Source organism: Novosphingobium pokkalii, assembly GCF_014652855.1.
In the GTDB taxonomy this organism is placed as follows: domain Bacteria; phylum Pseudomonadota; class Alphaproteobacteria; order Sphingomonadales; family Sphingomonadaceae; genus Novosphingobium; species Novosphingobium pokkalii.
The window spans coordinates 193,291-218,048 of record NZ_BMZP01000002.1 but is presented as its reverse complement, the minus strand read 5'-3'; the positions used below and the strand labels follow the sequence as shown (position 1 = coordinate 218,048).

The window sequence follows — 24,758 nt, the reverse complement described above, 5'->3', positions numbered from 1 at the left end:
CGATGACGCGCCCTGACGTCACCATCCTGCCGCTGCATGGCAAGGCGCCGCAGATCCATCCCAGCGCGTTCATCGCCCCGGGGTGCCGCATCGTGGGTGACGTCACCATCGCCGCGGGCGTATCCATCTGGTACAACTGCGTGATCCGGGCCGACGTCAACCGCGTGGTGATCGGCGCGCGCAGCAACGTGCAGGATGGCACGGTGATTCACTGCGACAGCCCCAAGCCGGGTCGCCCAGAAGGCTATCCCACGCTGATCGGGGAAGACGTGCTGATCGGCCATATGGCCATGGTCCACGGCTGCACGCTGCACGATCGCGCCTTCGTGGGGCTGGGCACCATCGTGATGGACGGCGCGGTGATCGAAAGCGATGCCATGCTGGCTGCCGGGGCCATGCTCACGCCGGGCAAGTGCATCCCGGCGCGCCAGTTGTGGAGCGGCCGGCCCGCTGCCTTCATGCGCGAGCTGACCGACGCCGCCCTGGCCGAGATGCAGCGCGGCGTGGCGCACTATGTGGACAATGGCGCGGCCCATGCCGCTGCCGTGGCGCAGGCTTGCGGTGGCGCGGCCCAAGGTTGAACTGCCGCCGGCCGCGGCCCTGCGCGCCCTGGCCGATGCCGAGAGCCGGCTGGCCGTGCGCGTCACCCCCGGCGCGCGGGCCGAAGGCGTGGCGATCGAGCAGGGCCGGGTGCAGGTGAAAGTGCGCGCCAAGCCGGAAGACGGCAAGGCCACCGCGGCCGTGATCGCGCTGGTGGCGCAGGCCCTGGGCGTCGCCGCCTCGCGCGTGGACCTGTTGCGCGGCGCAACTTCGCGCGAAAAGCTGCTCAGGCTTCCGCCGGAAGGGTAAGGCCGAGCGTGGCCATCAGCGCTGCCCACCCGGTGGCGATCCACAGGCAGCCGAGCGGCAGGCGATCCTGAAGGAACGCACCAAGCACGGCGCCGGCGAGCAGCCCGGCCCAGAGCAAGGCCCAGGAGCGCCATTCCCCGCCCCCGCGCTGCCGGCTCATCCCGGCCAGTTGCCGCGCCAGCCCCTGCCCCAGCTTGACCAGCGCCCCGGTCATGTAGGTCAGCCCCACGGCCACTTCGCCATCGCGCAGGAACGTGTTGTTGAGCACGCCCATCGCCAGCACCAGGCCTGCCAGCATGGCTTCATGCAGCCCGGCAACGCGGGCCAGGGCGGCGCCGAGCAGGGCGAGCGTGACCAGACCCAGCACCGCCGGCTTGCGCCGCGCCCCGGCGCGCAGGGCCACCAGCGCGCCCAGCGTGACGCCACTGACGAACCCCGCGATCAACAGCGCCGGCACCAGCGCACGCGGCACATCCGTGCCCAGCGCCACGCCCAGCCGAGTGGTGTTGCCCGACATGAACGAGACGAAATAGCCATCGGCCGAAAGGAAGCCGACGGCATCGACGAATCCGGCCATGGCGGCCAGGGCCATGGCAAAGCGGCGGCGGGATCGGTCGAGATTGTCCATCGCAGCGCCCTCTCAATACCCTTGCGCCCGGTCCACCAGACCCGCCACCGGCTGCCCGGCACGCCAGCGGGCGATGTTGGCGGCCATGGCGCGGGCGGCGGAACCGGGATCGGTGGGTGCGGCCACGTGCGGCGTGATGGTGACGTCAACGCGGCGCCACAGCGGATCGTCGGGCGGCAGCGGCTCTGCCGCGAAGACGTCGAGCACGGCGTGCGAGACCTGACCCGTATCGAGCGCGGCGAGCAGATCGGGCAGCACGACATGGTCGCCGCGCCCGGCGTTGACCAGCCCGGCGCCGCGCGGCAGGCGGGCCAGCGCGCGGGCATCGAGCAGCCCTCGCGTCTGCACGGTCAGCGGCAGCAGGTTGACCAGGATATCGGCCTGGGCCAGCACCCGCTCCAATCCCTCCGCGCCGCCTGCCACCGGCACGCCCGGCATGGCACCGCGCCCGCTGCGGCTCCAGCCGGTCACAGCAAAGCCGGTCCGCGCCAGCAGTGCCGCGCTGGCCTGGCCCATCGCGCCCATGCCAAGAATGCCCACGCGGCGCTCGGCCAGGCGCGGCTGGGGCAGCGGCGCCCACTGCGCCAGGGCCTGTTGCGCGCGATAGGCGGGCACCTGGCGATGCAGTATCAGGACATGGCCGAGCACGGCCTCGGCCATGTCGCTGGAAAGCTGTGGATCGATCAACCGCGCCAGCGGCACCTGTGGCAGCGTGCTGTCGGCCAACAGGCTGTCCACCCCGGCCCAGGCGCTCTGGATGAAGCGCAGGCCGGGGAGGCGCGCCAGGCAACCGGGGCGGGGATTGGCCGCCACGGCGACCTCCACATCGGCCAGAACATCCGGCGCGGGCGCGCTCGCCGCGTCTCCGGTCCAGGTCACGACCGGCTCGTCGCCCAGCGCTTCCTGCAAGGCGCTGGTCCAGGTGGCCAAGGCCGCCGGCGTCAGATCGGCGAGGAAGAGGATGGGCACGCTTTGTCGCTCCTTTCCGCCGCTCAATGCTTTCGCTGCGGGCGTTTCACGTGAAACAAGCCCCTTATTCCGCGCCGGTCTGCGCCAGGATCACGGCGGCAAACACCAGCAGGGCGATCATCGCGAAGACCAGCAGCGCCGCCGTGCGCCATAGCGCGCCGCCCACACCGCAGCCATAGGCGCCGCGCACCTGGCGGAACATGTGCAGCGGCGGCACCACCAGCGTCGCCAGGCTCACCCCGGGCAGCCCCAGCCGATCCGCCACCATCAGCACCACCGACAGCAGCGTCATGAACGACAGCGAATAGGTGACGAACACGGTATGATCGTAAAGCTGGAAGCGGCGGCTGAACGGAAACAGCAACCACAGCATCGGCACCGAAATCGGGATCAGCGCCCAACTGTATTTGTAGGCATAGGATTGCAGCTTGTAGAGTGCCAGGCCGGGGTTGGCGCGGAAGGCGGCGATCACATGGGCCAAGGCCGGAATGTCGCTGTCGATGTGGGGGCCGCTGTCCTTGCTGGCGCCGGGGTCCATGTTTTGCAGGATATCGAGCGCGGTCTTTTGCGAATCGATCTTGTCGTCGATCGCGGTGGTGTCTTCGTGCCGGCTCAGCATCTGCGCGCGTTGCGCCTGGAGCGTGGCCAGGGTGCGCTCGGTTTCGGCGCGGCCCTGTGCCAACGTCTTGCCATTGGTGCCAACGGCCGGGTTCCAGTGCCATTCGCCGCTGATCTGGTGGAACACCGCGAACATCAGGAACACGCTGAACAGGAACAGCGCCAGCGGCGACACGAAGCGCACCCGCTGCCCGTCGATATAGCGGCGGGTCAGTTCGCCCGGTCGCCACGCCAGCAGCGGCAGGGTGTGCCAGATGCGGCCCTCGAAGTGGAAAACCCCGTGGAGAAGATCGTGGAAAAACGCGCCCAGCGTGCGGTGTACGTGCGCCGCCTGGCCGCAGGCGTGGCAATGGCTGCCCACCAGCGGCGTGGCGCAATTGAGGCAGGTGGTTTCATGCGTGTGGCCATCCTGGCCAACCGCAAGCGCATTGTCCGACATCGCGTATTTCCCCGTTCGTCGGCATCAGAGTGCGGCGTTCCGCTGCCATCCGCAAGCCCCGCTGCGCCACTTTACGGGGTGTTAACCCTGATGCGGCAGGACAGCATCAGGGGTTGGGTTCAAGGCATCTGGTGAAGGGATCAGGCGGGCGTGCACGGCCCACGGGACACGTTTGGCAGCCACAGCAGCGGGATCGGCGGCGGCGGATTCGCCCGCAGCGCTGTGCCCGCGCGCTTTGGCACGCGCCGTGTCCCGGTGGCGCCGGCCTCCTCGCCGCCGGCCCCCTCGCCGCCGGCTGATTGGCGGCAATCGGCCCATCCCCTTGCCCGCCGCTGGCTCGCCACCTGTCTGCGCATCGAGCGTGCCGCCGCGCGCTGGTTGCACGTGCACGATCTGGCGCAGGATATCGGCAGCCGTCGCTGGCTGCATGGCGCCGCCACCTGCGCCACGCTTGCCGCTGCCGCGCTGGCGCTGTGGCCATCGTTCGCCCCGCTCCAAGCCGCGCCGCTCCAGCCGCTGGACGATGGCATGGCGCAGGAATTTGCCGCGCAGGGCATCCGCCCGCTGGCGCAAGGGGGAGGCAATGGCCGCCATTTTGCCGCCACCGCGCGCGTCGTCCACCTCGCCGCCGCGCCCGAGCGGCCCAGCATCACCATGACCGGCACGCTGGGCGAGAATGACAGCCTGGCGCGCATGCTGCAACGCTCCGGCCTGGCACCGGGCGACGCCGCGCAAGTATCCGGCCTGATCGCGCGCGCGCTTCCTCCGGACCAACTCGCGCCCGGCACGCGCTTCCAGATGACGCTGGGCGCCCATGCCAGCCCGCTCGATCCGCGCCCGCTGGAAACCCTGAGCGTGCGCGCGCGCTTCGATCTCGCCATCGATATCGTCCGCGCCGGTGGCGGGCTGGCGCTGCGCCAGCGTGCCATTCCGGTCGATACCGCGCCGGTGCGGCTGACCGGCATCGTCGGCAGCAGCCTCTATCGCTCGGCCCGCGCCGCCGGGGCCAGCCCTCAGGCAGTGCAGGACTATCTGCGCACGATCGACACGGTCCTGCCGTTCGAGGATATCGCCCCCACCGACGAATTCGACCTGGTCGTGTCCTACAAGCGCGCGGCCGATGGCCAGGGGCAGATGGGCGATCTGCTCTATGCCGGGGTGCGCCGGGGCGGGCAGCCGCGCGCGCAATTGCTGCGCTGGGGCAGCCAAGGCGAATTCATGAGCCCCGAGGCGATGAAAGGCACGATGGGAGGCGCTTCCTCCAGCCTGCTCGCCGCCCCGGTGGAGGGGCACATCACCTCCGGCTTCGGCTGGCGGCGCCACCCCATCCTGGGCTATGTGCGGATGCACGCGGGCATCGATTTCGGCGCCGCCTGGGGCGCGCCGATCCACGCGGTGAGCGACGGCACGGTCACCTTTGCCGGCTGGCACGGCGGCCATGGCGAATATGTCCGCCTCGATCACGGTGGCGGCATCGGCACCGGCTATGGCCACATGAGCCGCATCGCCGTGGCGCCCGGCAGCCATGTCGTGCGCGGGCAGGTGATCGGCTATGTCGGCTCCACCGGCCTTTCGACCGGGCCGCACCTGCATTACGAACTCTATCGCGGCGGCCAGGTGGTCGATCCCGCCTCGATCGGCCAGATCGTCCGCACCCAGCGCGTCGATCCGGCGCAACTCGCCGCCTATCGCACGCGGCTCCAGGCGTTCCTGGCGCTGCGTCCCGGCCTCTCGCGCTGATCCTTCGCGCTGATCGGCTGGTCCGGGCCGGCCGACCGATCCGATCGCCGCGAAGGCGTTGACGCCCTTGCTCGCCCTCCATAGGGACGGCGGCAGAAAGGCGGGACGGACTTCTTGGGCAAGCGCAGATGGATCATGGTGCTGGATCGCGGGGCGGTCCTGTTCATCGGCATTGCCGTGGGCGCCGTGCTGGGCCTGTCGTTCCGCACCGGGGGCAAGCCGTGGCAGGCCCTGCCCGGCTGGGAGCAGCCCCTGCCCGCCGATCTGACGACCGATAGCGGTGCCGATCGCCCGGCGGCGGCGGGTCCGGTGCCCGCCACCGCCCCAGTGCAACCGATTCTCGCACCGGGCTGCGGCGGGCAGTTCCCCAAGGGGCCGCGCGTGGCCGAAGCCTTGGCCGCGCATCGGCCGCTGCACATCGGCGTGTTCGGCGATTCGTTCGGCGATGGCCTGTGGGCCGCCACGGACCAGGCCTTCCGCAAGTATCCTGACGTCAAGGTCCACCAGTTCAGCCATGAAGGCACCGGTTTCACCCGCTATCGCACGCGCGACCTGCTGGAAGATGCCAAGGCCAGGGTGGCGGCCCAGCCTATCGACCTGGCGCTGATCAGCATCGGCGCCAACGATACCCAGGGCCTGTTCGTGGACGGCCACGCCGCGCCTTACATGAGCGCGGCCTGGCAGCAGACGATCGAGGGGCGGATGACGGCGCTGGTCCGCATGCTGCAACAGCGCGGTGTGGCCGTGGGCTGGGTCGGCCTGCCGCGTATGCGCGACGCTGATTTCGATCGCGATATCCAGGCGATGAACCGCTTCCAGGCCAAAGTCACTTGCCGGCTGGGCGTGCCCTTCGCCGATGCCGTCCCGGTCAGCCAGGATCGCCAGCGCCGCTTTGCCCTGCGCCTGATCGATCCGGCCACGGGCAAGGACTATCTGGCCCGCGCCAACGATGGCAAGCACATGACGTTCCACGGCTATGAAGTGATCAGCCGCCCGGTGGTCCAGCCGATCCTCGCGCTGCTGGCGCCACCTGCGGCCAAGCCGGCCGCTCCGGCGCCTGCGCCAACTGCGCCGGCCCCCAGTGCCACGGGAACGCCGCCGGTGCATCGCAAGCGGCCGCCGGTTGAAGCGCCTCACCCCGCCCCAACGGCCAAATCCACCGATTCGCCCACAGAGTTGTCTCCGCACAAGCCCACAGACTTGTCCACAGCGCCGGCCCGTTCCAGTGCCGATTCCAAGGAGGCCGGCAAGGACAAGGAAAAGGATCGCGACAAGGATCGAGACCGGGCCGAGCCCCGGACCAAGCCTTCGACGCCTGCCCCCACTGCATCGGCCAGCCCTGGCCCCTCCAGCCGGACACGCCCATGATCGCCCACCCTTCTGTCGGCCCATCTGCCCGCATCCGGCTTGCTCTGGCCGCCCTGGCAGGGGCCGTGCTCAGCCCTGCGGCAGTGGCGGCGCAAAGCGGAGCGCCGGTCGATCTGACGCTGCCGGCTGCGCCTTCTGCGCCACCCCTGCCCGCGATCACCGCGGCCGTGCCCGGGCAGTTGAGTAACGCCGCGGCGATCGCGCCTTTCCTCGCGCAACTGGCCACGGCACCGGCCACAGGCGTGCTTTCGATCGTGCAGATCGGTGACAGCCACACCGCCGGGGACATGGTCAGCCAGGGCCTGCGCGCGGCGCTCCAGGCGCGGCTGGGCAATGCCGGGCGCGGCATGATGCCGGCGGGCAAGCCCTACCAGGGCTATCTCTCGTGGGGAGTCACCGCGCGGCAGAGCGCCGAATGGCAGGGCAATGCCCTGTTCGGCCCGGAACGCCATGCCGATGGCGCGCTGCTCGGCTTTTCGGGCTTCACCCAGACCACGACGATGCCCGCCGCCACGATGAGCCTGACCGCCGATGGCCCGGCCACGCGCTTTACCCGCTTCACCCTGTGCGGGCTGACCGGTCCCGATGCCGGGGCGGTAACGGTCACTTTCGATGGCGAGCCGGCCGAACCGATCAGCTTTTCCGCCCCGGCGCCGGGGGCGGCCTGCTTCGTGCGCAATTCGGCCGTGCCGGTGACGCAGGCCACCGTCGCCACGCTCGATACCCGCACCGTCAGCCTCACCGCGTGGGAAACCCGCACCGGCACGCCCGGCGTGATCGTGGCCAATCTGGGCGTGGTCGGCGCGCGGGCGATGCACCTGGCGCGGGCAGACGATGCCGTGGCGGGGGCCGAACTGGCCGCCGCCCGCCCCGATCTGGTGATCCTGGCCTTTGGTACCAACGAAGGGTTCGATCCCGCGCTGGGCCTGGCTGATACCGAAGCCGTGCTGCGCAATGCCGTGGCGCGGGTGCGGCGCCTGGCCGGGCCTGCCGTGCCGATCCTGCTGGTCGGCCCGCCCGATGCCGCCAGCAGCCGCCCGGTCGTGGCTTTGCCCGCCCTGCCCGAAACCGTGGCCTGCGGCGGCGGCTGGTCGGTGCCGGGGCACCTGGCGCAGATGCGCACGCTCGAACGGCGCCTGGCGACCACGCTGGGCCTGGCCTTCTGGGACTGGCAGGGCGCCATGGGTGGCCCCTGCACCACGATGGGCTGGGTGGCGCAGGGCCTGCAACGCGGCGATCACGTGCATTTCACGCGCGAAGGCGGGCGCCTGATCGGCGGTGGCCTGGCGACAGACCTGCTGGCGGCGGCCCGCGCCCTGCCCGTGGCACGGGGGCATTGAGCCAGCCGCGATGCTCTTTCCCACGCTGGCCTTTCACGTCTTCTTCCTGGCGGTCTTTGCGCTCAACCGCCTGATGGCGCGCGCGCGCGATTGGCGCGTGATCCTGCTGCTGCTCGCCTCCTGGCTGTTCTATGGCCTGTGGGATGCGCGGTTCGTGGCGCTGCTGATGGCCAGTTCGCTGTGGAACTGGCTGTGGGCGCGGGTCATTGCCTGGGGCAAGGGGCCACGCCTGCTGTGGCTGTGGCTGGCGATCCTGGGCAATCTCGGCGTGCTCGGCTGGTTCAAGTATGCCGGTTTCCTGGCCGATCTGGCGGGCATGCCGCTGGCGCAGGCGATCATTCTGCCGGTCGGCATCTCGTTCTTCACGTTCCAGGGCTTGAGCTATGTGATCGATGTCTACAACGGCCGCACGCGCCCGGCGCGGCTGCTCGATCTCACTTTGCTGATGAGCTTCTTTCCCCATCTCGTGGCCGGGCCGATCGTGCGGCCCAGCCACCTCCTGCCACAATTGCGCCACGCCCCGCGCCTCGGGCGGCAGGAAGCGGCGGCCTGCCTCATCCTGATCCTGTGGGGCACGGTGAAGAAGGCGGTGATCGCCAACGACATTTCTGTGCACCTGGTCGATCCGGTGTTTGCCGATCCGGCGGCCCATTCCAGCCTGGAACTGGCGCTCGCGGCTTATGGCTATGCCGTGCAGATCTACTGCGATTTTTCCGCCTATACCGACATGGCGATCGGCCTTGCTGGCCTGCTCGGCTTCCGCTTCCCGCGCAATTTCGACCAGCCCTATCGCGCCGCTTCGCTCCAGGATTTCTGGCGCCGCTGGCACATCAGCCTGTCGAGCTGGCTGCGCGACTATCTCTACATCGGTGCTTTCGGCGGCTCGCGCCAGGCGCTGTGGCGCACCTGCTTCGCGCTGTTCGGCACGATGGTGCTGGGCGGGCTGTGGCACGGGGCGAGCTGGAATTTCGTGATCTGGGGCGCGCTGCACGGCGGCGTGCTGGTGGCCGAACGGCTGTGGCAGCGCGCGCGGCCCGCCGCCTGGCCCACCCTGCCCGCCTGGGCGGGCACGGTGATCACGTTCCATATCGTCGCGCTGGGCTGGATTTTCTTCCGCTGCACCGAGTTTTCCGGCGCGATTGCCTTCCTGCGCGGCATCGCGGCAGGCCGGGGCGGTGGCGCGCCGCTGGCCAGCGCCTGGGTGCTGGCGCTGATCGCGCTGGGCATGGCCTGCCACTTCGGCCCGCGCCATGCGGTGCAGCGCTCGGCCCGCGCGCTGGCGGTGCTGCCCGGCTGGGCGGTGGGCCTGATCGGCACCCTGGTGCTGCTCGTGGTCGAAGGCCTGCGCGGCGGGGGCATTGCCCCGTTCATCTATTTCCAGTTCTGAAGGTGGCGTGATGGACGATGGACTTCCCTGGGGCGAATCGCCGATCGACCTGGCAGAGGAAGACAGTGCCCCGATGCAGGCCGGCGTGCAGACCGGCTGGCGCTGGGCTTGGGGCGTGCTGGGCAGCAGCAGCCTGGCGCTGGTGCTGTTCAATTCCCACGCCCTGGCCAACTGGGCCGATCAATTGCCGCCCAACGACCTGACGGCGCCGATCGTCACGGCCGCCGATGCCTGGCATGATCAGGCGGGCAAGCTCGGCCTCAACACCGTGGTCGATAGCGTGGACCGCTGGACCAAGTCCGCGCGCGGCGACGAGCGGGCCAGCGAATAGAAAAGGGCCGGGAAAGCGTGGTGCTTTCCCGGCCCCGTTTTTCAGTCCGTCCTTGCGGGCCTCATGCCTCGTCGGCGTTGGGCTCGCTGGCGGCATCGCTCGCCTTGCGCTTGCCGGCCTTCTTCTTGACCAGCTTGGGCGCCGCCGGGGTCAGCTCGAAGTTCAGCCCGTCGTCCTTCAGGCTGACGTGCACTTCCCCGCCATTGGCCAGCTTGCCGAACAGCAGTTCCTCGGCCAGCGGCTTCTTGACCTTTTCCTGGATCAAGCGGGCCATCGGCCGCGCGCCATAGAGCCGGTCATAGCCGCGCTTGGCCAGCCAGGCGCGGGCATCGCCATCGAACTGGATATGCACGTTCTGCTCGGCCAGTTGCAGTTCGAGTTGCAGCACGAACTTGTCGACCACGCGGCTGACGACTTCGGGCGGCAGATAGCCGAACGGCACGATGGCATCGAGGCGGTTGCGGAATTCCGGCGTGAACAGGTTCTTCACCGCTTCGTCGCCCGCATCCTGCTTGGACACGTCGCCGAACCCGATGCCCTGCTTGGCCATGTCCGAAGCGCCGGCATTGGTGGTCATGATCAGCACGACATTGCGGAAATCGACCGTCTTGCCGTGGTGATCGGTCAGGCGCCCGTTGTCCATCACCTGCAACAGGATGTTGAACAGGTCGGGGTGGGCCTTCTCGATCTCGTCCAGCAGCAGCACGCAATGCGGTTGCTGGTCGATGGCATCGGTCAGCAAGCCGCCCTGGTCGAACCCGACATAGCCCGGAGGGGCACCGATCAGGCGGCTGACCGAATGGCGCTCCATGTATTCCGACATGTCGAAGCGTTGCAGCGGAATGCCCATGATCTGGGCCAGGCTGCGCGCCACTTCGGTCTTGCCCACGCCGGTGGGGCCGGAGAACAGGAACGAGCCGATCGGCTTGTCCGGATCGCGCAGGCCGGCGCGGCTCAGCTTCATCGCGCTCGACAGCACTTCGATCGCCTTGTCCTGGCCGAACACCAAGCGCTTGAGGTCGCGCTCCAGGTGCTCCAGCACCTTCTTGTCGTCGCTGCTGACGGACTTGGGCGGGATGCGCGCCATCGTCGCGATCACCGCCTCGATCTCGCGCGCGGTGATGGTCTTCTTGCGCTTGGACGGCGGCACCAGCATCTGCATCGCGCCCACTTCGTCGATCACGTCGATCGCCTTGTCGGGCAGCTTGCGGTCGTTGATATAGCGCGCGGAAAGCTCCACCGCCGTCTTGATCGCCTCGGGCGTGTACTTGACCTTGTGGTGCTCCTCGAACGCGGTGCGCAGGCCTTTGAGGATCTTGATCGTGTCTTCCACGCTGGGTTCGTTCACGTCGATCTTCTGGAACCGGCGCAGCAGGGCGCGGTCCTTCTCGAAGTGGTTGCGGAACTCCTTGTAGGTGGTCGAACCGATGCAGCGGATCGTCCCGCCCGACAGGGCAGGCTTCAACAGGTTCGATGCGTCCATCGCCCCGCCACTGGTCGCGCCGGCGCCGATCACGGTGTGGATCTCGTCGATGAACAGGATCGCGTGCGGCATCTTTTCCAGTTCGGAAACGACCTGCTTCAACCGCTCTTCAAAGTCCCCGCGATAGCGCGTGCCGGCCAGCAGGCTGCCCATGTCGAGCGAATAGATCACCGCCTTGGTGAGCACTTCGGGCACTTCGCCTTCCACGATCTTGCGCGCCAGGCCTTCGGCGATCGCCGTCTTGCCCACGCCCGGATCGCCCACGTAAAGCGGGTTGTTCTTGGAACGGCGGCACAGGATCTGGATCGTGCGGTCCACTTCCGGGCCGCGCCCGATCAGCGGATCGACCTTGCCCGAAAGGGCCTTGTCGTTGAGATTGACGCAGAACTGGTCGAGCGCCGAATCCTTCTTGTTGCCGCCCTTGGCTTCGGCCTTTTCCTCCTGCTTGGGGGTCTCTTCCTCGGTCGGCTTGGCCGTGCCGGAATTGACCTGGCGACCGCCCTTGCCGATGCCGTGGCTGATATAGCTGACGGCATCCAGGCGGCTCATGTCCTGCTGCTGGAGGAAATAGACGGCATAGGAGTCGCGCTCGGAAAACAGCGCGACCAGCACGTTGGCCCCGGTCACCGTGTCCTTGCCAGAAGACTGGACATGCAGGATCGCGCGCTGGATCACGCGCTGGAACCCGGCGGTGGGCTGGGGATCGGCTTTCTCGGCCGTCTTGAGCGACTGGTATTCCTGGTCGAGGTACTGGCGTACCACGTCGCCCAGATCGCCGAGGTCCACGCCGCAGGCCTGCATCACCTGCGCCGCGTCTGCATCGTCGATCAGCGCCAGCAGGAGATGTTCGAGCGTCGCGTATTCATGGCTGCGCTCCGAGGCATTGGCCAGGGCGCTGTGCAACGTCTTTTCGAGGCTCTGGGCGAAACTGGGCATAGGCTCGCTTTCTGGGGCTCACTCTTGGCCATGACGGAAGTATTCCGCCACGGGATGGTTCCCTCGCGGGAGGAAAGCACGGGGTTGGTTAACCGCCGCCGAACCAGGCTGGGCGGTCGCCACGGATGCTTCAATCGATGGTTGGGGCCACGGCCCCATGGAAAGGCAGGCCGGGCGCGTTGCTGGGGGCTTAACCGTTTTACGGGTCAGAACCGCTATATGGGGACGCCGCCCCGCAAGGTGAAGGGCGGCACTGCTCATCGTCCGGTTTCGCCGGAAGGGGGCGGGGCTGGTGGCCGGGCGCCGAACAGCGCGTCGGCAGCGGCGCGGGTGCGTCCGGCCTGGTCGCGGTGGCGGGCGGTGCGGGCGATTTCCGCTTCGAGCAGGGCGATGCGCGCGGTCAACTCGTCCACCGAAAGCGAATCGAGCGGCTCGGTGGCCAGGTGCCCGGCCAGGTCGCCCTTGCGGCGCGGAAGGTCGTCTGCGTCCATCGCACTGCACAATGTTGGACGGCAAACGCTTGCTGTCAACCTGTCCCATGGGTAGAGCCGGCGTCTGACACGATTATGACGTCAAAACATGGGGCGGCTGATGCTGGATCTTCCGGTGACGATGACGGCAGTGGGGTTTGCGGAGCATGGCGGGCCAGAGGTCTTGCGGCCCGAAACCGTGCCCGTGCCCCTGCCCGGCCCCGGCCAGGTGCTGGTCAAGGTGGCCTATGCCGGGGTCAACCGGCCTGACGTCATCCAGCGCCAGGGGCTCTATCCGCCCCCGCCCGGTGCCTCGCCCTTGCCCGGGCTGGAAGTGTCCGGCCAGGTCGTGGCGCTGGGTCAAGGTGTCGTCGCGCCGCTGCTCGGCCAGAATGTCTGCGCGCTCGTGGCCGGCGGCGGCTATGCCCAATATTGCCTGGCGGAAGCCGCGCAGTGCCTGCCCGTGCCCGATGGCCTGCCGCTCGATGCGGCCGCCGCCCTGCCCGAAACCCTGCTCACCGTGTGGCACAACGTGTTCGAGCGCGGCTGGGCCTGCGAAGGCGAAAAGATCCTGGTCCACGGCGGCACCAGCGGCATCGGCAGCATGGCAATCATGCTGGGCAAGCTGTTCGGGCTGACCGTGATCGTCACTTGCGGCGGGCCGGACAAGTGCCGCGCCGCGCTCAAGATCGGCGCGGATCACGCGATCGATTACAAGGCCGCCGATTTCGTCGAGGAAGTGCGCGCGATCACCGGCGGTGAAGGCGTGAACCTGGTGCTCGACATGGTGGCGGGCGATTATGTCGCGCGCAATCTCCAGTGCCTGGCCATGGACGGCCGCCACGTCACCATCGCGGTGCAGGGCGGCGCCAAGGCGCAGATCAACATGGCCCAGGTGATGAGCCGGCGCCTCACGCTCACCGGCTCCACCCTGCGCGCCCGCTCCGCCAGCTTCAAGGCGCTGCTCACCCAGGAAATCGCGCAGACCGTGTGGCCGCTGGTGGAACAGGGCAAGCTGCGCCCCATCATGGACCAGGCCTTTCCGCTGGACCAGGCTGCCGCCGCCCACACCCGCATGGAGGCGGGCCACCACATCGGCAAGATCGTGCTGAAAATGCCCTGATTGTGGCGCAATTGCAGGGGCATGCCGGATTGCTCTTGCCGTTTGGGCCGGGCTCGCTTACATCTCCACAGGCAAGTGGCCGCTCCGTGAAGGGGCGGCCCTTATTGTTTCCGCGCCATAAACACCGTTCTTCGCAACACAGCCGAACGCGCACGAAAAAAAGAGGACCATGCCGTGAGCAACCAGCCCACGTATCCGCTGATGCCGCATGCCACTGCTTCGTGGCTTGTCGACAATACGGCCCTGACGTTTGAACAGATCGCCGAATTCTGCGGGCTGCATATCCTTGAAGTGCAGGCCATGGCCGACGATCTGGCCGGCGCCAAGTACACCGGGCGCAACCCGCTGCACTCGGGCGAGCTGAGCCAGGGCGAAATCGATCGCGGCCAGGAAAACCCCAACTATCGCCTCAAGATGCAGCGCGCCCCGCTGGCCGTCAGCCGCACCAAGGGCCCGCGCTACACCCCGGTGTCCAAGCGCCAGGACAAGCCCGACGGCATCGCCTGGATCCTGCGCCACCACCCGGAAATCTCCGACGCGCAGATCGGCAAGCTGATCGGCACGACTCGCACCACCATCGCCGCGATCCGCGATCGCAGCCACTGGAACATCGCCAACATCAATCCCAAGGACCCGGTCACGCTGGGCCTGTGCTCGCAGCGCGAGCTGGACATGCTGGTGAGCAAGGCATCGAAGCGCGCCGGCGTGCCGGCCGAAGAGGAAGGCGCCGTGACCGATCGCCTGGGCTCTGACCGTGACGCCCTGATCGAGGAACTGCGCGCCCAGCGCGAGGCCCAGTCCAAGGCCGCTTCGGAAGCCGCCCAGCACGCCGAAGCCATGGCCTGGCTCGAAGCCCGCCGCGCCGAAGGCATCTCGGACAGCTAAGTTTACTGGAACGTCCTTCTCCCTCCCGCCAGCGGGAGGGGTTTTCGACGCCTGCATCACCCGGAAATCCGTTCGGGCTGAGCTTGTCGAAGCCCCCAGCGCTGTGCTCTGGCCCTTCGACAGGCTCAGGGCGAACGGGGGGCGGGATGCTTTCCTCTCCGCCCGCCCCCGGCGCTCAGGCCGACTGAATATAGACGCGCATCGCGTCGGCTTCCGCCTCGATCCGGTCGAGTCGATACTTCACCAGGTCGCCGATCGAGATGAAGCCGATCATCCGCCCGTCTTCCAGCACGGGCAGGTGGCGGAACCGGCGCCGGGTCATCAGCGCCAGCGCTTCCATCACCGAGGTTTCCGGGCTCACCGTCACCACCGGCGCGGTCATCACCGCGCTCACCGGCAGGCGCAGCGCATCCTCGCCATGGGCAGTGAGGGCGCGAATCACGTCGCGTTCGGAAAAGATCCCGGCCACGGCGTTTTCGCCATCGTGAACCGGCAGCGCGCCGATCTTGTGGCTGCTGAGCATCTCGATGGCATCGGCCACCGTGTCTTGCGCGTGGACAGACCAGACTTCACCGGAACGGCCGGCGATCAACCGTGCAATGGTCATCAGTTGGCTCCTCTTCCCCTTGGGGCAGTTGGTCCCGCCTCCGCCTGCAATCATGCCACGTTCCGGTTGCGCGGCAAGGGCCTTCCTGTACGCAATGCCATCGGGGAGAATGCACGATGGCAAACCGGTCTCCGCTGGACGATCCGCACAACGCAAGCCATGCCTGGGCGCGCTATCGCTGGCTGCTGCGGCGCATGGCGCTGGCCACGCTGCTGGTGATCGCGGCGGTGGATGGCTGGCTCTATGCCGGGGTCGGGCTGGTTTCGATCCACCTCTACATCGCCACGTCGCTGGGCGTGGGGCTGACGATGATGCTGATGGCCGCGCTGATGGGGCTGGTGTTCCTGTCCAGCGGCACCGGCCACGATGAAAGCATCGAGGATCGGCTCGACAGCTCGCACTGGGACGAATCCTGAAATTGACCTTGCCGCCCGGCAGCGCGCGCGGCAACGGGAGGGTCTGTTTCCACCCGGAGTGTGACCCATGAACCGCCGCCAAGTGCTTGCTTCCACCGGGATGGCCGCGCCGCTGGCGCTGGGCGGCGCGCGCGCGATGGCGCATGGCGGCCCGGCGTCTGGCCGCGCGCCGTCTGGTGGCCCGGCTCATCCTGGCCGTACCGGTCCGCGCAACCTGATCACTGATGTTCCCGGCATCACGGTCGGCTGCGCGCAGGATGCCGCCGTGCGCACCGGCACCACCGTGATTCTGGCCGAAGGGCTGGTCACCGCCGCGATCGATGTGCGCGGCGGCGGCCCCGGCACGCGCGAAAGCGACGCACTGGAAAGCCACAACCTGGTCCATGCCTGCAATGCCGTGGTGCTGTCGGGCGGATCGTCATGGGGCCTGGCTGCGGCCGACGGTGTGGCGGCGCAGCTTGGCGCGCGCGGCATCGGTTATGGCGGGCTGGCCGCCGATGGCGTGCCGGTCTCGCCGATCGTGCCGGCAGCGATTCTCTATGACCTCGGCAATGGCGGCAACAAGCGCTGGGGCACCCTGCCGCCTTATCGCGACCTCGGCATGGCCGCGCTGGCCGCTGCCGGCCCCGATTTCGCGCTCGGCACCAGCGGCGCGGGCTATGGCGCCATGGCCGGCGCACTCAAGGGCGGGCTGGGCTCGGCCTCCACGCGCACCCGCGATGGCGTCATGGTCGGCGCGATCGTGGCGGTGAACGCGCTCGGGTCCAGCGTGGTGCCCGGCACGCGCCATTTCTGGGCCGGTGCCTTTGAAATGGGCGATGAATTCGGTGGCCTCGGCCCGGTGGCCGCGCGCGTGGGGGCAGAGGAATGGGGCGGCACCAAGCTGCCCGCCCCGCGCGAGAATACCACGATCGCCTGCATCGCCACCGATCTCGATCTCACCGCCGCCGAAATGAAACGCGTGGCGATCATGGCCCAGGATGGCCTCGCCCGCGCGCTGCGCCCGGTGCATACGCCATTCGATGGCGATGTCGTGTTTGCCCTGTCCACCGCGCGTCGCGCGGTGACCGGCTCGCGCGATCTTGCCGTGCTCACCGTGGGCGCAGTGGCGGCCGATACGCTGGCCCGCGCCATCGCACGCGGGGTTCACGCCGCCAGCGCGCCGGCCGGCTGGGCGGTGCCCACCTGGTCGGCCCTACCCACCTTTTCGGCCATGCCGCAGGGCTGATCGCCGTGGCCCGCGCGCTGATCACGCTGGCGGTGCCGGCCCTGCTGGTGCTGCTTGCCGCGCTGGCGGTGCCGGCCGATGGCGGCGCGCTGCTCGGCATCGGTGCGCGCACCTGGGCGCTGTTTGCCTGCGCCCCGTTGACCAGCGCCTGGCTGTGGTGGCGTCAGCGCGGGATCGCGGCATGACGGCGGCGTTCCTCGCAGTCTTGGCGCTGTCGCTGGCCATTGCCGTCTGGGCACGGCGCGGAGCGGGACAGGGGCCGCGCGCCTATTTCGTGGCGGGCGGGCAGCTTGGCGCGATCCTGTTCTTCTTCCTCAGCGTGGGGGAGACCTATTCGATCGCCACGATGCTCGGCTTTCCCGGTGGGGTCTATGCCGGGGGCGAAGGCTTCGTGCTGTGGTTCTTCGGCTATATCCTGCTCGCGGCACCGGTGCTGTTCGTGCTGGGCCCGTGGATCTGGCGCGCCGGGCAGCTTCACGGCGCGGTGACCATTCCCGATTTCTTTGCCGCCCATTTCGGCAGCCGCGCGCTGGAGCGGGTGATCGCGCTGGGCGCGATTGCCCTGCTGCTGCCGATCGGCACGATGCAGTTTGCCGGCATCCGCCTGGTCCTGGGCGCGCTGGCGCCAGGGGTGCCGATGCCGCTGCTGCTGGCCGGGGCCGGGCTGGTCACGCTGGGCTATGTCCTGCTCGCCGGCCTGCGCGCGGCTGCGTTCGTCGCCGTGCTCAAGGATGCGCTGATGCTGGGCGCGATCGTGCTGGTCAGCGCCCTGGCCCTGGCGCATTGGCCGTCTGCCCCGGCGCCGCAGGTCGTGGCGGCGCCGCAAGTGCCGGTCGGCCTGCCTTTCGCGCTCAGCACCATTTTCGTCCAGGCGCTGGGCTTTGCCATGATTCCGCAGAACTGGGCCTTCCTGTTCGCCGCGCGCGGGCCGCAGGCGATTGCCCGCGCCCAGGCCGCCGCGCCGCTCTACATGGTGATGTTTCCGCTGCTGATGGCCGTGGCGGTGTTCGCGCGGCGGCTGGGCCTGCCTGTTGCCAAGCCCGATTTCGTGTTCCTGGCCACGGCGCAGCACGTGCTGCCCGGCTGGGCGGTGGGCGTGGTCATGGCCGCCGTGGTGCTGGCGGGGCTGGTCATCCTCTCCAGCGTGTGCCTGGCGATTGCCCCGCTGCTCACCCGCAATGTCCTGCCCGGGCTCGACGGCGCGGCGCAACAGCGCTGGGCCAAGGCGGTCATGGCGCTGTTCATCGCGCTTTCGGCCGCCGGCGCCCTGGCGCAGGTGCCCTTGCTGGCCACGCTCAACACCGTGTTCTACTTCGGCATCGTGCAGACCCTGCCCGGCTTCCTCGCCGCCCTGTGGGCACCGCGCGCCAGTGCCGCCGGCTTGCTCGCCGGCCTTGCCGCTGCGGCCCTCGCCATTCTCGCCATGAAGCTTGCGGGGCTGGGCCTCGGCGGCATCAATCCCGGCCTGATCGGCCTGATCGCCAATGGTGCGGTCCTGGCGCTATGGACCCGGGCCAGGCCGCGCCGCGATGGGCGCAGCGTGATCGAACTTCTGGGATAGGGGGCAGGGGGCTTCGACAAGCTCAGCCCGAACGGCTGTTGTTTTGAATTTCCGAGAGAAACCCGTTCGCCCTGAGCTTGTCGAAGGGCCTGTCCAGAGCCCGCCGAAGGGCGCTGGCGCAAGGCTGCGCTCAATCCTCGGGCGGATTGAGCCGATAGTCGGTCACGGGCACGCCGCCGATCACGTGTTCCTGGATGATCCGCTCCAGCACCGGCGGCGTGCAGGAATGATACCATACGCCCTCGGGATAGACCACTGCCACCGGCCCGGCGGCGCAGACGCGCAGGCAGCCGACCTTGCTGCGCAGCACGCCCTGCTTGCCGCCCAGCTTCAATTCGCCCAGCCGCTTTTTCAGGAACGACCAGGCCGCATCGCTGTCCTTGGCGGAACAGCACTTGTCCTTGTCCGAATCGGCGCAGATGAAGATGTGCCGCTGCGGGGCAAAGCCGCCCAGCTTGGCCAGCGTGCTTTCCGCTTCGGCAATGTCCTTGTCGGGCGTGTTGCTGCTCTGGCCCTTGCCCATCAGCCGCGCTTGCCGGCGATGCGGGCGATTTCGGCAGCGACCATCTTTTCCACCATCACCGGCAGGTTGCGTTCCAGCCACTGCGCCAGCATCGGGCGCAGCATGTCGCGCACCATGCCTTCCAGCGAGGTTTCGCCCGAGCGCACGATCTGCGGCTGCGCACCGGGCTGGGCCAGCATGGCCAGCGCCGCCAGCGAATCGCGCATCGAGGCGGCGGCTTCCTGCGGCACCAGGGCCTCTTCCTCGTCGTCCTCGTCCGATGCTTCGGACGAAGGCTTGCCATATTCGCCCATGATCTGCGCGGCCACGTCGGTCAGGTCCAGCACATCGGCGGGGCTGGCGGCGCGGGTCATGGCAATGGCCGGATTGGACGCGGCACGCGAAGCAGGCGCCCCTTCGCGCCCGGCCTGGGCCTGAAGCGCGGGGGCAATCGCGGCAGCGGCGGCGGCGGCCGACATCGGCGCACGCGGCGCGGCGGCCGTGGCCGGGGCATCGCCGCGCGCGTCACGGGCGATCACCTTCTTGATCGATTCGAGAATGTCCTCGACCGAAGGTTCACCGGCCTGACGCATGCTTGACCCCCATATTCCTTGCGCAACCGATCCGGCCTGATTGATCAGGGCAGCGGCTGGTCGGGGATTGTCGCATCCTGCGCGGGTGTGTCAACCGTGGCGGTTGCGCGGGCCACCGGCGCAGGGTCGCTGTCCCAGTCCCAGATGCGGTGGTGCACCCGTTCATAGTTGGACACCGGATCGTACAGCACCCCGCCGTCCAGCCCCAGGTCCTTGGCCTGGGCCTTGCCCATGGCCGAAAGCAGGGCAAAGCCGGCGACATATTCGTTGCGCTTGGCCGTCACCAGTTGCACCTGCGCGTTGAGCAATTCCTGCTCCGCGTCCAGGATGTTGAGGATCGTGCGGTTGCCTACGGTGTTTTCCGCGCGCACGCCCTCAAGGCTCAGCGCCGCCGCATCCACCGCCGTCTGGTTCAGCCCGATCACTTCCTTGGCCGCCAGCCAGGCCGACCAGGCCGATCGCACCGTGGCGATCACGGCCCGCTCGGTGCCGATTTCCTGCTCCATCGTCGCGCCTTGCGTGGCCTGCGCCTGGCGCACCCGCGCGCCGGGGGCGCCGCCCTGGAACAGCGGGATCGAGGCGGTCACCCCGGCCACCATGTTGCGATAGGCGTTGGGCACGCCGGGCAGATAGCTGCTCAGGTAATTGGTGCTGTTGGTCGATGCGCTGGCCGAAACCGTCGGCAGGCGGCTGGCGCCCGCCACTTTCACGTCATAGCCGGCGGCCTTGCTGGCCTCGCGCGCGGCGATCAGGTCGGGGTTGTTGTCCAGCGCATAGTCCACCGCGTCTTCCACGCTGGCGGGCATGCCGGCCAGGGCCGGCGGCGCTTCCAGCGTGCCCGGCGCGTGGCCGATGATCCGCACATAGGTTTCGCGGCTGGCCACCAGGTTGGCTTCGGCCGAACGCAGGCTGGCGCGGGCCAGCGCCAGGCGGCTGCGCGACTGCGCCACGTCGGTGCGGGTCACGTCGCCGATCTCGAAGCGGTCGCTGGTCGCCTGGAGGTTGACCTCCAGCACCTGCACGTTGTTCTTTTGCAGGCCCACGATCGCGGCATCGCGGATCACGTCCATATAGGCCGTGACGGTGTTGGTGAACACGCTCGATTCGGTGCCGCGCAGGCTGGCGCGCCCGGCTTCCACCCGCGTCTTGGCCGCCGCGATGCCGTTCTTCACCGCGCCACCGTTGTACAGCGGCAGGCCGGCATTGGCGCCCAGGCCCATCACCCGGTCGGGATAGCTCGTGGAGAAATACGAGCCGCCCTTGTCGACATATTCGTTGTAGCTGACACTGCCCGACAGCGAAGGCAGGGCGGCGGCCCGCGCGATCGGCACGTTCTCGTCGGTGGCGCGCAAGCTGTCGCGCGCGGCCTGGAGATCGGGGTTGGTCTGGTATGCCGCCGTCAGCGCGCTGCGCAGGTCATCCGCCAGGGCCGGGGCGCCCGGCGTTGTCGCCAGCGCCACCAGCAAGGGGGCCGCTGCCGCCGTGCGCCACCGGCTCTGCCGTGTCATGGGTTTCAGAAGCTCCAGCCCTTGGCGGCGGCGAATTCGGGCAGCACGGCGAAATCGGCATCGCCCAGCGCGGCCAGCGCCACTTGGCCCGCTGCCTTGCGGCCCAGCGCCAGGCGCGTCACGCGGCGGTCCACCAGGCCGGTCACCAGGCGGCCGTCATCAGCTACGGTCGCTTCCAGGGCGGGGGTGGCCTGCTCGATCGCGCCATCGACCAGGACCAGCACGAACTGGCCCAGCGCGGCGAGATCGTCGGCCGGGCTGGCCACGGTAACCACCAGGCCCAGTTCGCGCAGCAGCGCAGCCAGATAGGTGCCGGGCTTGCCCACCACCAGCGCGCGTTCGCCGGCCACCGGGGCAGCGGCGATCAGCATCTGCCCGTGGGTCAGCGCCGGGGCGAGCACGGTGCCATCGCCCAGCGGCACGGCGCGGTCCATATAGGCCAGGGCGCGGCGCTCGGCCGGAACGAAGTCTTCGCGCGGCACGGCGGCAAAGGCGGCCAGCACGGCCGGATCGTTCACGCCGCTCACGCGAAGCTGGCTTTCGATCATGGCCTTGCGTTCGCGCACCATTCCGGTCTCGGCTGCCTCAGCTACTGCCACGCTCATCGGTATTCCTCATCAAGTTCCGGGTGCGTGGGCATCGCTTCGCAGGTGCACACGCCATTGCCCAGCGTCTCTAGAATATTGCCCGCGCCGCGCCAAGCGTCTTGCATGCTGTTGATCGGGGCGTAATGGGCTTTGGCAGATTGCTGTAGCAGGAGCACAATTGCGATGGCGGAAATGGTGACGATCCGGGAAGCGGATCTGGTCGAAAGCGTGGCCGATGCGCTGCAATACATCAGCTACTTCCACCCGATGGATTACATCCGCGCCCTGGGCGATGCCTATGAGGCCGAACAAGGCCCCGCCGCCAAGGACGCCATCGCCCAGATCCTGACCAACAGCCGGATGTGCGCCGAAGGGCACCGCCCGATCTGCCAGGACACCGGCATCGTCAACGTCTTCGTCGAATGGGGCCAGGATTGCCGCCTCGAATCCGACAAGTCGTTGCAGGACGTGGTCGATGAAGGGGTGCGCCGCGCCTATCTCAACGCCGACAACAAGCTGCGCGCCTCGGTCCTGGCCGATCCGGCCTTCACCCGCCGCAACACGCGCGACAACACGCCCTGCGTGCTCCACGTGGAAATGGTCAAGGGCAACAAGGTGACGGTCGATGTCGCGGCCAAGGGCGGCGGCAGCGAGAACAAGTCCAAGTTCAAGATGATGAACCCCAGCGACTCGATCGTCGACTGGGTGCTGGACATGCTGCCCCAGATGGGCGCCGGCTGGTGCCCGCCGGGCATGCTCGGCATCGGCATCGGCGGCACGGCCGAACACTGCGTGCTGCTCGCCAAGAAAGCGCTGATGGAGCCGATCGACATGGCCCAGCTCAAGCAGCGCGGGCCCCAGACCGATATCGAGCGCCTGCGCATCGAGATCTTCGACAAGGTCAACGCGCTGGGCATCGGCGCGCAGGGGCTGGGCGGGCTTTCCACCATCCTCGACGTCAAGATCATGGACGCGCCGTGCCATGCCGCTGGCAAGCCGGTGGCGATGATCCCCAACTGTGCCGCCACCCGCCACGCGCACTTCACCCTCGACGGCAGCGGGCCGAGCTATCTGGAACGGCCCAAGCTCGATGAATGGCCGCAAGTCCACTGGGCGCCCGATGCCGCGGCCAAGCGCGTCAACCTCGACACGCTGACGGCCGAGGAAGTCCAGAGCTGGAAGCAGGGCGACCGCCTGCTGCTCAACGGCAAGATGCTGACCGGCCGCGACGCCGCGCACAAGCGCATCCAGGACATGCTCGCCAAGGGCGAGGAACTGCCGGTCGAATTCAAGGGCCGCGTGATCTATTACGTCGGCCCGGTCGATCCGGTGCGCGACGAAGTGGTCGGCCCCGCCGGCCCGACCACGGCCACGCGCATGGACAAGTTCATGGACATGATGCTCGACCAGGGCCTGCTCGCCTGCGTCGGCAAGGCCGAGCGCGGCCCGGCGGCCACCCAGTCGATAGCCCAGCACAAGTCGGCCTATCTCATGGCCGTGGGTGGCGCTGCCTATCTCGTGGCGCGCGCGATCAAGGAAGCCAAGGTCGTCGGGTTTGAAGACCTGGGCATGGAAGCGATCTATGAATTCACCGTGGAAGACATGCCGGTGACCGTGGCCGTCGACAGCGAAGGCCAGAACGTCCACCAGCTCGCCCCGCTGGTGTGGAAGAAGAAGATTGCCGACGAAGGCCTGTTGCCGGCCTGAAAACGGCACACGGTAGAGCCCCCTCGTGCGCCGCGCAGGAGGGGGCTTTGTTAACGGCGTCATGCTAAGGCCCTCCGCCATGAGGCAGATGGGGCAGAGGGCGTGGGTCTGGCTGGTGCAGGGGCACCGCACGGTGGCGATGCTGTTCGCGCTGGCGCTCGCCTTGCGCGCGCTGGCGATCCTGGCGGCGGTGGAGCCGACGTCGGACGCGGCGTGGTATTTCTCGCGCGCGGCGATGCTTGCCGATGGCCGGGGCTATCTGGGCGATCACGGTGCGCCCACCGCCTATTGGCCACCGGGCTGGCCGCTGGCGCTCAGCCTGGTGTTTCGCCTGTCCGGTCCGTCGATCTGGGCGGTCGGCCTGTTCAACCTTGCCCTCGCCGCGCTGGCCGGCTGGTTGACGCTCGCGCTCGGGCGGCGGCTCGGTGGGGAAGCGGTCGGTCGGCTCGCCCTGCTGCTCTGGGCGGTCTATCCCAATGCCGTGCTCTATGTGCCGCTGGCGCTGACCGAAGTGTTCTACACCACGCTGCTGCTGGCGCTGTGCTGGATCGTGGTGACGCGGCAGGATGCTGGGGCCAAGCGCGGCGGTTGGGGCTGGACGCTGCTGGCCGGCCTCGTGCTGGGGCTGGCCACGCTGGTCAAGGCGCAAAGCCTGATCCTGGCGCCGCTGCTGCTGCTCATCGCCTGGCTACGCGCGCCTGCGCTCTTGTCGAAACTGCCGCGCGTGGTGGGGCAGGGGCTGGTGATGGCGGCGGCGGCGCTGCTGGTGATCGCGCCATGGACGCTGCGCAACCATCGCGAACTCGGCGCCTGGGTCATGGTCTCGACCAATGGCGGTATCACGCTGCTCACCGGCAACAACGCCAGCGCGCGCGGCACGTTTACGCCCGATGACCCGGTGGTCCATGCGCTCGACGCGCGCCGCGACTTGTCCGAGCTGGCTTACGATGCCGAGGCGCGGCGCCTGGGGATGGACTGGATTCGCGCTCATCCGGCCGCGTTCCTCGCGCTGATGCCGCAAAAGCTGGTGCGGCTGTGGGGGCCGGATGGCGAAGGGCAATGGGCCTATGAAACCGGCTCTGCCGCCTATGCCGCCGCGCCGCGCGCGTTCCTGGCGCTGCGCCTGGCCAACCAGGCGTGGTACTGGGCGCTGCTGGCGCTGTTCGTGGCGGCGCTTCCCGTCATGATCCGCGCGCGCCGCCGCGCCGGGCAGCGGCTGATCGACTGGTGGCTGCTGCCCTATGGCATTGCCGCCTATCCCAGCGTGATCGCCATGGTCTTTTCCGGGCAATCGCGCTTCCACTATCCTGCCATGCCCTTCGTGGCGATCATGGCCGCCTGGCTGGTCGTGCATCTGCTGCGCGGGCGTGACAGGGCGTTGCCCTTGCGCTAAAGGCCCTGGCCATGGCCAGCCGTCTCGCCACGCTCACTACCACCACCCCGGTGCGCCGGGGGTGGGTTCGCGTGGGCGCCTGACCGGCTT

The 24,758-nt window shown here is 68.8% G+C and carries 25 protein-coding genes; 15 read left to right on the top strand and 10 right to left on the bottom strand.

Translation table 11 applies throughout. The annotated features are described in order from the left end of the window. The first annotated feature begins 2 nt into the window (after window positions 1-2). Window positions 3-581: a gamma carbonic anhydrase family protein gene (locus IE191_RS02965; protein WP_191322855.1), complete on the top strand. Its 579-nt coding sequence runs from the start codon at window positions 3-5 to the stop codon at window positions 579-581. Further along, a complete protein-coding gene (locus IE191_RS02960) occupies window positions 562-849 on the top strand; it encodes a DUF167 domain-containing protein (protein ID WP_191322854.1) in 288 nt (95 codons plus the stop codon). The genes IE191_RS02965 and IE191_RS02960 overlap by 20 nt, the downstream gene beginning before the upstream one ends. On the opposite strand, the gene IE191_RS02955 is transcribed toward IE191_RS02960, so the two are convergent. From IE191_RS02955 to IE191_RS02945, 3 genes are all read right to left on the bottom strand, one after another. Further along, window positions 827-1,477, bottom strand: coding sequence for a YoaK family protein (locus IE191_RS02955; RefSeq protein WP_191322853.1), 651 nt, complete (start codon window positions 1,475-1,477; stop codon window positions 827-829). The genes IE191_RS02960 and IE191_RS02955 overlap by 23 nt on opposite strands. Window positions 1,478-1,489: 12 nt before the next feature. After that, window positions 1,490-2,446, bottom strand: coding sequence for a 2-hydroxyacid dehydrogenase (locus tag IE191_RS02950; RefSeq protein ID WP_191322852.1), 957 nt, complete (start codon window positions 2,444-2,446; stop codon window positions 1,490-1,492). 64 nt (window positions 2,447-2,510) lie between these two features. Next, window positions 2,511-3,503, bottom strand: a complete 993-nt coding sequence (locus IE191_RS02945) for a DUF3667 domain-containing protein (protein WP_191322851.1) — start codon at window positions 3,501-3,503, stop codon at window positions 2,511-2,513. 150 nt (window positions 3,504-3,653) lie between these two features. Between IE191_RS02945 and IE191_RS02940 the strand changes: the two genes are divergently transcribed. The 5 genes from IE191_RS02940 to IE191_RS02920 all read left to right on the top strand — a co-directional run bounded on the left by IE191_RS02940 (window position 3,654) and on the right by IE191_RS02920 (window position 9,669). After that, window positions 3,654-5,243, top strand: a complete 1,590-nt coding sequence (locus IE191_RS02940; RefSeq protein WP_191322850.1) for a M23 family metallopeptidase — start codon at window positions 3,654-3,656, stop codon at window positions 5,241-5,243. A 114-nt stretch (window positions 5,244-5,357) separates the two neighbouring features. Continuing rightward, window positions 5,358-6,611, top strand: a complete 1,254-nt coding sequence (locus IE191_RS02935) for a DUF459 domain-containing protein (RefSeq protein ID WP_191322849.1) — start codon at window positions 5,358-5,360, stop codon at window positions 6,609-6,611. Further along, window positions 6,608-7,951: a GDSL-type esterase/lipase family protein gene (locus IE191_RS02930; RefSeq protein ID WP_191322848.1), complete on the top strand. Its 1,344-nt coding sequence runs from the start codon at window positions 6,608-6,610 to the stop codon at window positions 7,949-7,951. Before IE191_RS02935 ends, IE191_RS02930 begins: the two co-directional genes overlap by 4 nt. 10 nt (window positions 7,952-7,961) lie before the next feature. Beyond that, a complete protein-coding gene (locus tag IE191_RS02925; RefSeq protein ID WP_191322847.1) occupies window positions 7,962-9,338 on the top strand; it encodes an MBOAT family O-acyltransferase in 1,377 nt (458 codons plus the stop codon). Window positions 9,339-9,348: 10 nt separating this feature from the next. Beyond that, entirely contained in the window at window positions 9,349-9,669 is a 321-nt protein-coding gene (locus IE191_RS02920) for a hypothetical protein (protein WP_191322846.1), read from the top strand. Between the two features lie 61 nt (window positions 9,670-9,730). On the opposite strand, the gene clpA is transcribed toward IE191_RS02920, so the two are convergent. Both clpA and IE191_RS02910 read right to left on the bottom strand, forming a co-directional pair. Next, window positions 9,731-12,088 (bottom strand): ATP-dependent Clp protease ATP-binding subunit ClpA, encoded by a 2,358-nt coding sequence (gene clpA, locus IE191_RS02915; protein WP_191322845.1) that lies wholly within the window; start codon window positions 12,086-12,088, stop codon window positions 9,731-9,733. A 257-nt stretch (window positions 12,089-12,345) separates the two neighbouring features. Continuing rightward, window positions 12,346-12,579, bottom strand: a complete 234-nt coding sequence (locus tag IE191_RS02910) for a DUF1192 domain-containing protein (protein WP_191322844.1) — start codon at window positions 12,577-12,579, stop codon at window positions 12,346-12,348. Between the two features lie 100 nt (window positions 12,580-12,679). Between IE191_RS02910 and IE191_RS02905 the strand changes: the two genes are divergently transcribed. Then, window positions 12,680-13,681 carry an NAD(P)H-quinone oxidoreductase gene (locus IE191_RS02905; RefSeq protein WP_191322843.1) on the top strand — a complete coding sequence of 334 codons (1,002 nt, stop codon included), beginning with the start codon at window positions 12,680-12,682 and terminating at the stop codon, window positions 13,679-13,681. A gap of 174 nt (window positions 13,682-13,855) precedes the next feature. Continuing rightward, window positions 13,856-14,566: a DUF1013 domain-containing protein gene (locus tag IE191_RS02900; RefSeq protein ID WP_229815065.1), complete on the top strand. Its 711-nt coding sequence runs from the start codon at window positions 13,856-13,858 to the stop codon at window positions 14,564-14,566. A 175-nt stretch (window positions 14,567-14,741) separates the two neighbouring features. Here the strand turns inward: IE191_RS02900 and IE191_RS02895 are convergent, their stop codons facing one another. After that, window positions 14,742-15,173, bottom strand: coding sequence for a CBS domain-containing protein (locus IE191_RS02895; RefSeq protein WP_191322842.1), 432 nt, complete (start codon window positions 15,171-15,173; stop codon window positions 14,742-14,744). A gap of 116 nt (window positions 15,174-15,289) precedes the next feature. Here IE191_RS02895 and IE191_RS02890 point away from each other — a divergent pair, with 116 nt between their 5' ends. The 4 genes from IE191_RS02890 to IE191_RS02875 all read left to right on the top strand — a co-directional run bounded on the left by IE191_RS02890 (window position 15,290) and on the right by IE191_RS02875 (window position 18,378). Further along, window positions 15,290-15,589 carry a hypothetical protein gene (locus IE191_RS02890; protein WP_191322841.1) on the top strand — a complete coding sequence of 100 codons (300 nt, stop codon included), beginning with the start codon at window positions 15,290-15,292 and terminating at the stop codon, window positions 15,587-15,589. A gap of 67 nt (window positions 15,590-15,656) precedes the next feature. Continuing rightward, window positions 15,657-16,817, top strand: coding sequence for a P1 family peptidase (locus tag IE191_RS02885; RefSeq protein ID WP_229815064.1), 1,161 nt, complete (start codon window positions 15,657-15,659; stop codon window positions 16,815-16,817). Between the two features lie 5 nt (window positions 16,818-16,822). Further along, window positions 16,823-17,002: a hypothetical protein gene (locus IE191_RS02880; RefSeq protein ID WP_191322840.1), complete on the top strand. Its 180-nt coding sequence runs from the start codon at window positions 16,823-16,825 to the stop codon at window positions 17,000-17,002. Further along, window positions 16,999-18,378, top strand: coding sequence for a sodium:solute symporter family protein (locus IE191_RS02875; RefSeq protein ID WP_191322839.1), 1,380 nt, complete (start codon window positions 16,999-17,001; stop codon window positions 18,376-18,378). Before IE191_RS02880 ends, IE191_RS02875 begins: the two co-directional genes overlap by 4 nt. 130 nt (window positions 18,379-18,508) lie before the next feature. Here the strand turns inward: IE191_RS02875 and IE191_RS02870 are convergent, their stop codons facing one another. From IE191_RS02870 to IE191_RS02855, 4 genes are read right to left on the bottom strand one after another with little or no spacing between them, the layout of a single operon-like run. Further along, on the bottom strand, window positions 18,509-18,901 hold the full coding sequence (locus IE191_RS02870; RefSeq protein ID WP_191322838.1) for a (2Fe-2S) ferredoxin domain-containing protein: 393 nt from the start codon (window positions 18,899-18,901) through the stop codon (window positions 18,509-18,511). After that, window positions 18,901-19,473: a DUF2497 domain-containing protein gene (locus IE191_RS02865; RefSeq protein WP_191322837.1), complete on the bottom strand. Its 573-nt coding sequence runs from the start codon at window positions 19,471-19,473 to the stop codon at window positions 18,901-18,903. Before IE191_RS02865 ends, IE191_RS02870 begins: the two co-directional genes overlap by 1 nt. Window positions 19,474-19,517: 44 nt before the next feature. Continuing rightward, window positions 19,518-20,981: a TolC family outer membrane protein gene (locus IE191_RS02860; protein ID WP_191322836.1), complete on the bottom strand. Its 1,464-nt coding sequence runs from the start codon at window positions 20,979-20,981 to the stop codon at window positions 19,518-19,520. 5 nt (window positions 20,982-20,986) lie between these two features. Beyond that, window positions 20,987-21,586, bottom strand: a complete 600-nt coding sequence (locus IE191_RS02855) for a protein-L-isoaspartate O-methyltransferase family protein (RefSeq protein ID WP_229815063.1) — start codon at window positions 21,584-21,586, stop codon at window positions 20,987-20,989. A gap of 165 nt (window positions 21,587-21,751) precedes the next feature. Between IE191_RS02855 and IE191_RS02850 the strand changes: the two genes are divergently transcribed. Together IE191_RS02850 and IE191_RS02845 are read left to right on the top strand one after the other, a co-directional pair. Next, on the top strand, window positions 21,752-23,275 hold the full coding sequence (locus IE191_RS02850) for a fumarate hydratase (protein ID WP_191322835.1): 1,524 nt from the start codon (window positions 21,752-21,754) through the stop codon (window positions 23,273-23,275). Between the two features lie 79 nt (window positions 23,276-23,354). Then, window positions 23,355-24,668 carry a glycosyltransferase family 39 protein gene (locus tag IE191_RS02845; RefSeq protein ID WP_191322834.1) on the top strand — a complete coding sequence of 438 codons (1,314 nt, stop codon included), beginning with the start codon at window positions 23,355-23,357 and terminating at the stop codon, window positions 24,666-24,668. Window positions 24,669-24,758 lie beyond the last annotated feature (90 nt).

What these genes read in the sequence shown, in the direction of transcription:
- IE191_RS02930 (WP_191322848.1), top strand. Translation starts at nt 6,608, where the DNA reads ATGATCGCCCACCCTTCTGTCGGCCCATCTGCCCGCATCCGGCTTGCT.
- clpA (WP_191322845.1), bottom strand. Translation starts at nt 12,088, where the DNA reads ATGCCCAGTTTCGCCCAGAGCCTCGAAAAGACGTTGCACAGCGCCCTG.
- IE191_RS02860 (WP_191322836.1), bottom strand. Translation starts at nt 20,981, where the DNA reads ATGACACGGCAGAGCCGGTGGCGCACGGCGGCAGCGGCCCCCTTGCTG.
- IE191_RS02965 (WP_191322855.1), top strand. Translation starts at nt 3, where the DNA reads ATGACGCGCCCTGACGTCACCATCCTGCCGCTGCATGGCAAGGCGCCG.
- IE191_RS02850 (WP_191322835.1), top strand. Translation starts at nt 21,752, where the DNA reads ATGGCGGAAATGGTGACGATCCGGGAAGCGGATCTGGTCGAAAGCGTG.
- IE191_RS02895 (WP_191322842.1), bottom strand. Translation starts at nt 15,173, where the DNA reads ATGACCATTGCACGGTTGATCGCCGGCCGTTCCGGTGAAGTCTGGTCT.
- IE191_RS02955 (WP_191322853.1), bottom strand. Translation starts at nt 1,477, where the DNA reads ATGGACAATCTCGACCGATCCCGCCGCCGCTTTGCCATGGCCCTGGCC.
- IE191_RS02920 (WP_191322846.1), top strand. Translation starts at nt 9,349, where the DNA reads ATGGACGATGGACTTCCCTGGGGCGAATCGCCGATCGACCTGGCAGAG.
- IE191_RS02845 (WP_191322834.1), top strand. Translation starts at nt 23,355, where the DNA reads ATGAGGCAGATGGGGCAGAGGGCGTGGGTCTGGCTGGTGCAGGGGCAC.
- IE191_RS02945 (WP_191322851.1), bottom strand. Translation starts at nt 3,503, where the DNA reads ATGTCGGACAATGCGCTTGCGGTTGGCCAGGATGGCCACACGCATGAA.
- IE191_RS02905 (WP_191322843.1), top strand. Translation starts at nt 12,680, where the DNA reads ATGCTGGATCTTCCGGTGACGATGACGGCAGTGGGGTTTGCGGAGCAT.
- IE191_RS02870 (WP_191322838.1), bottom strand. Translation starts at nt 18,901, where the DNA reads ATGGGCAAGGGCCAGAGCAGCAACACGCCCGACAAGGACATTGCCGAA.
- IE191_RS02890 (WP_191322841.1), top strand. Translation starts at nt 15,290, where the DNA reads ATGGCAAACCGGTCTCCGCTGGACGATCCGCACAACGCAAGCCATGCC.
- IE191_RS02875 (WP_191322839.1), top strand. Translation starts at nt 16,999, where the DNA reads ATGACGGCGGCGTTCCTCGCAGTCTTGGCGCTGTCGCTGGCCATTGCC.
- IE191_RS02925 (WP_191322847.1), top strand. Translation starts at nt 7,962, where the DNA reads ATGCTCTTTCCCACGCTGGCCTTTCACGTCTTCTTCCTGGCGGTCTTT.
- IE191_RS02865 (WP_191322837.1), bottom strand. Translation starts at nt 19,473, where the DNA reads ATGCGTCAGGCCGGTGAACCTTCGGTCGAGGACATTCTCGAATCGATC.
- IE191_RS02855 (WP_229815063.1), bottom strand. Translation starts at nt 21,586, where the DNA reads ATGAGCGTGGCAGTAGCTGAGGCAGCCGAGACCGGAATGGTGCGCGAA.
- IE191_RS02885 (WP_229815064.1), top strand. Translation starts at nt 15,657, where the DNA reads ATGAACCGCCGCCAAGTGCTTGCTTCCACCGGGATGGCCGCGCCGCTG.
- IE191_RS02910 (WP_191322844.1), bottom strand. Translation starts at nt 12,579, where the DNA reads ATGGACGCAGACGACCTTCCGCGCCGCAAGGGCGACCTGGCCGGGCAC.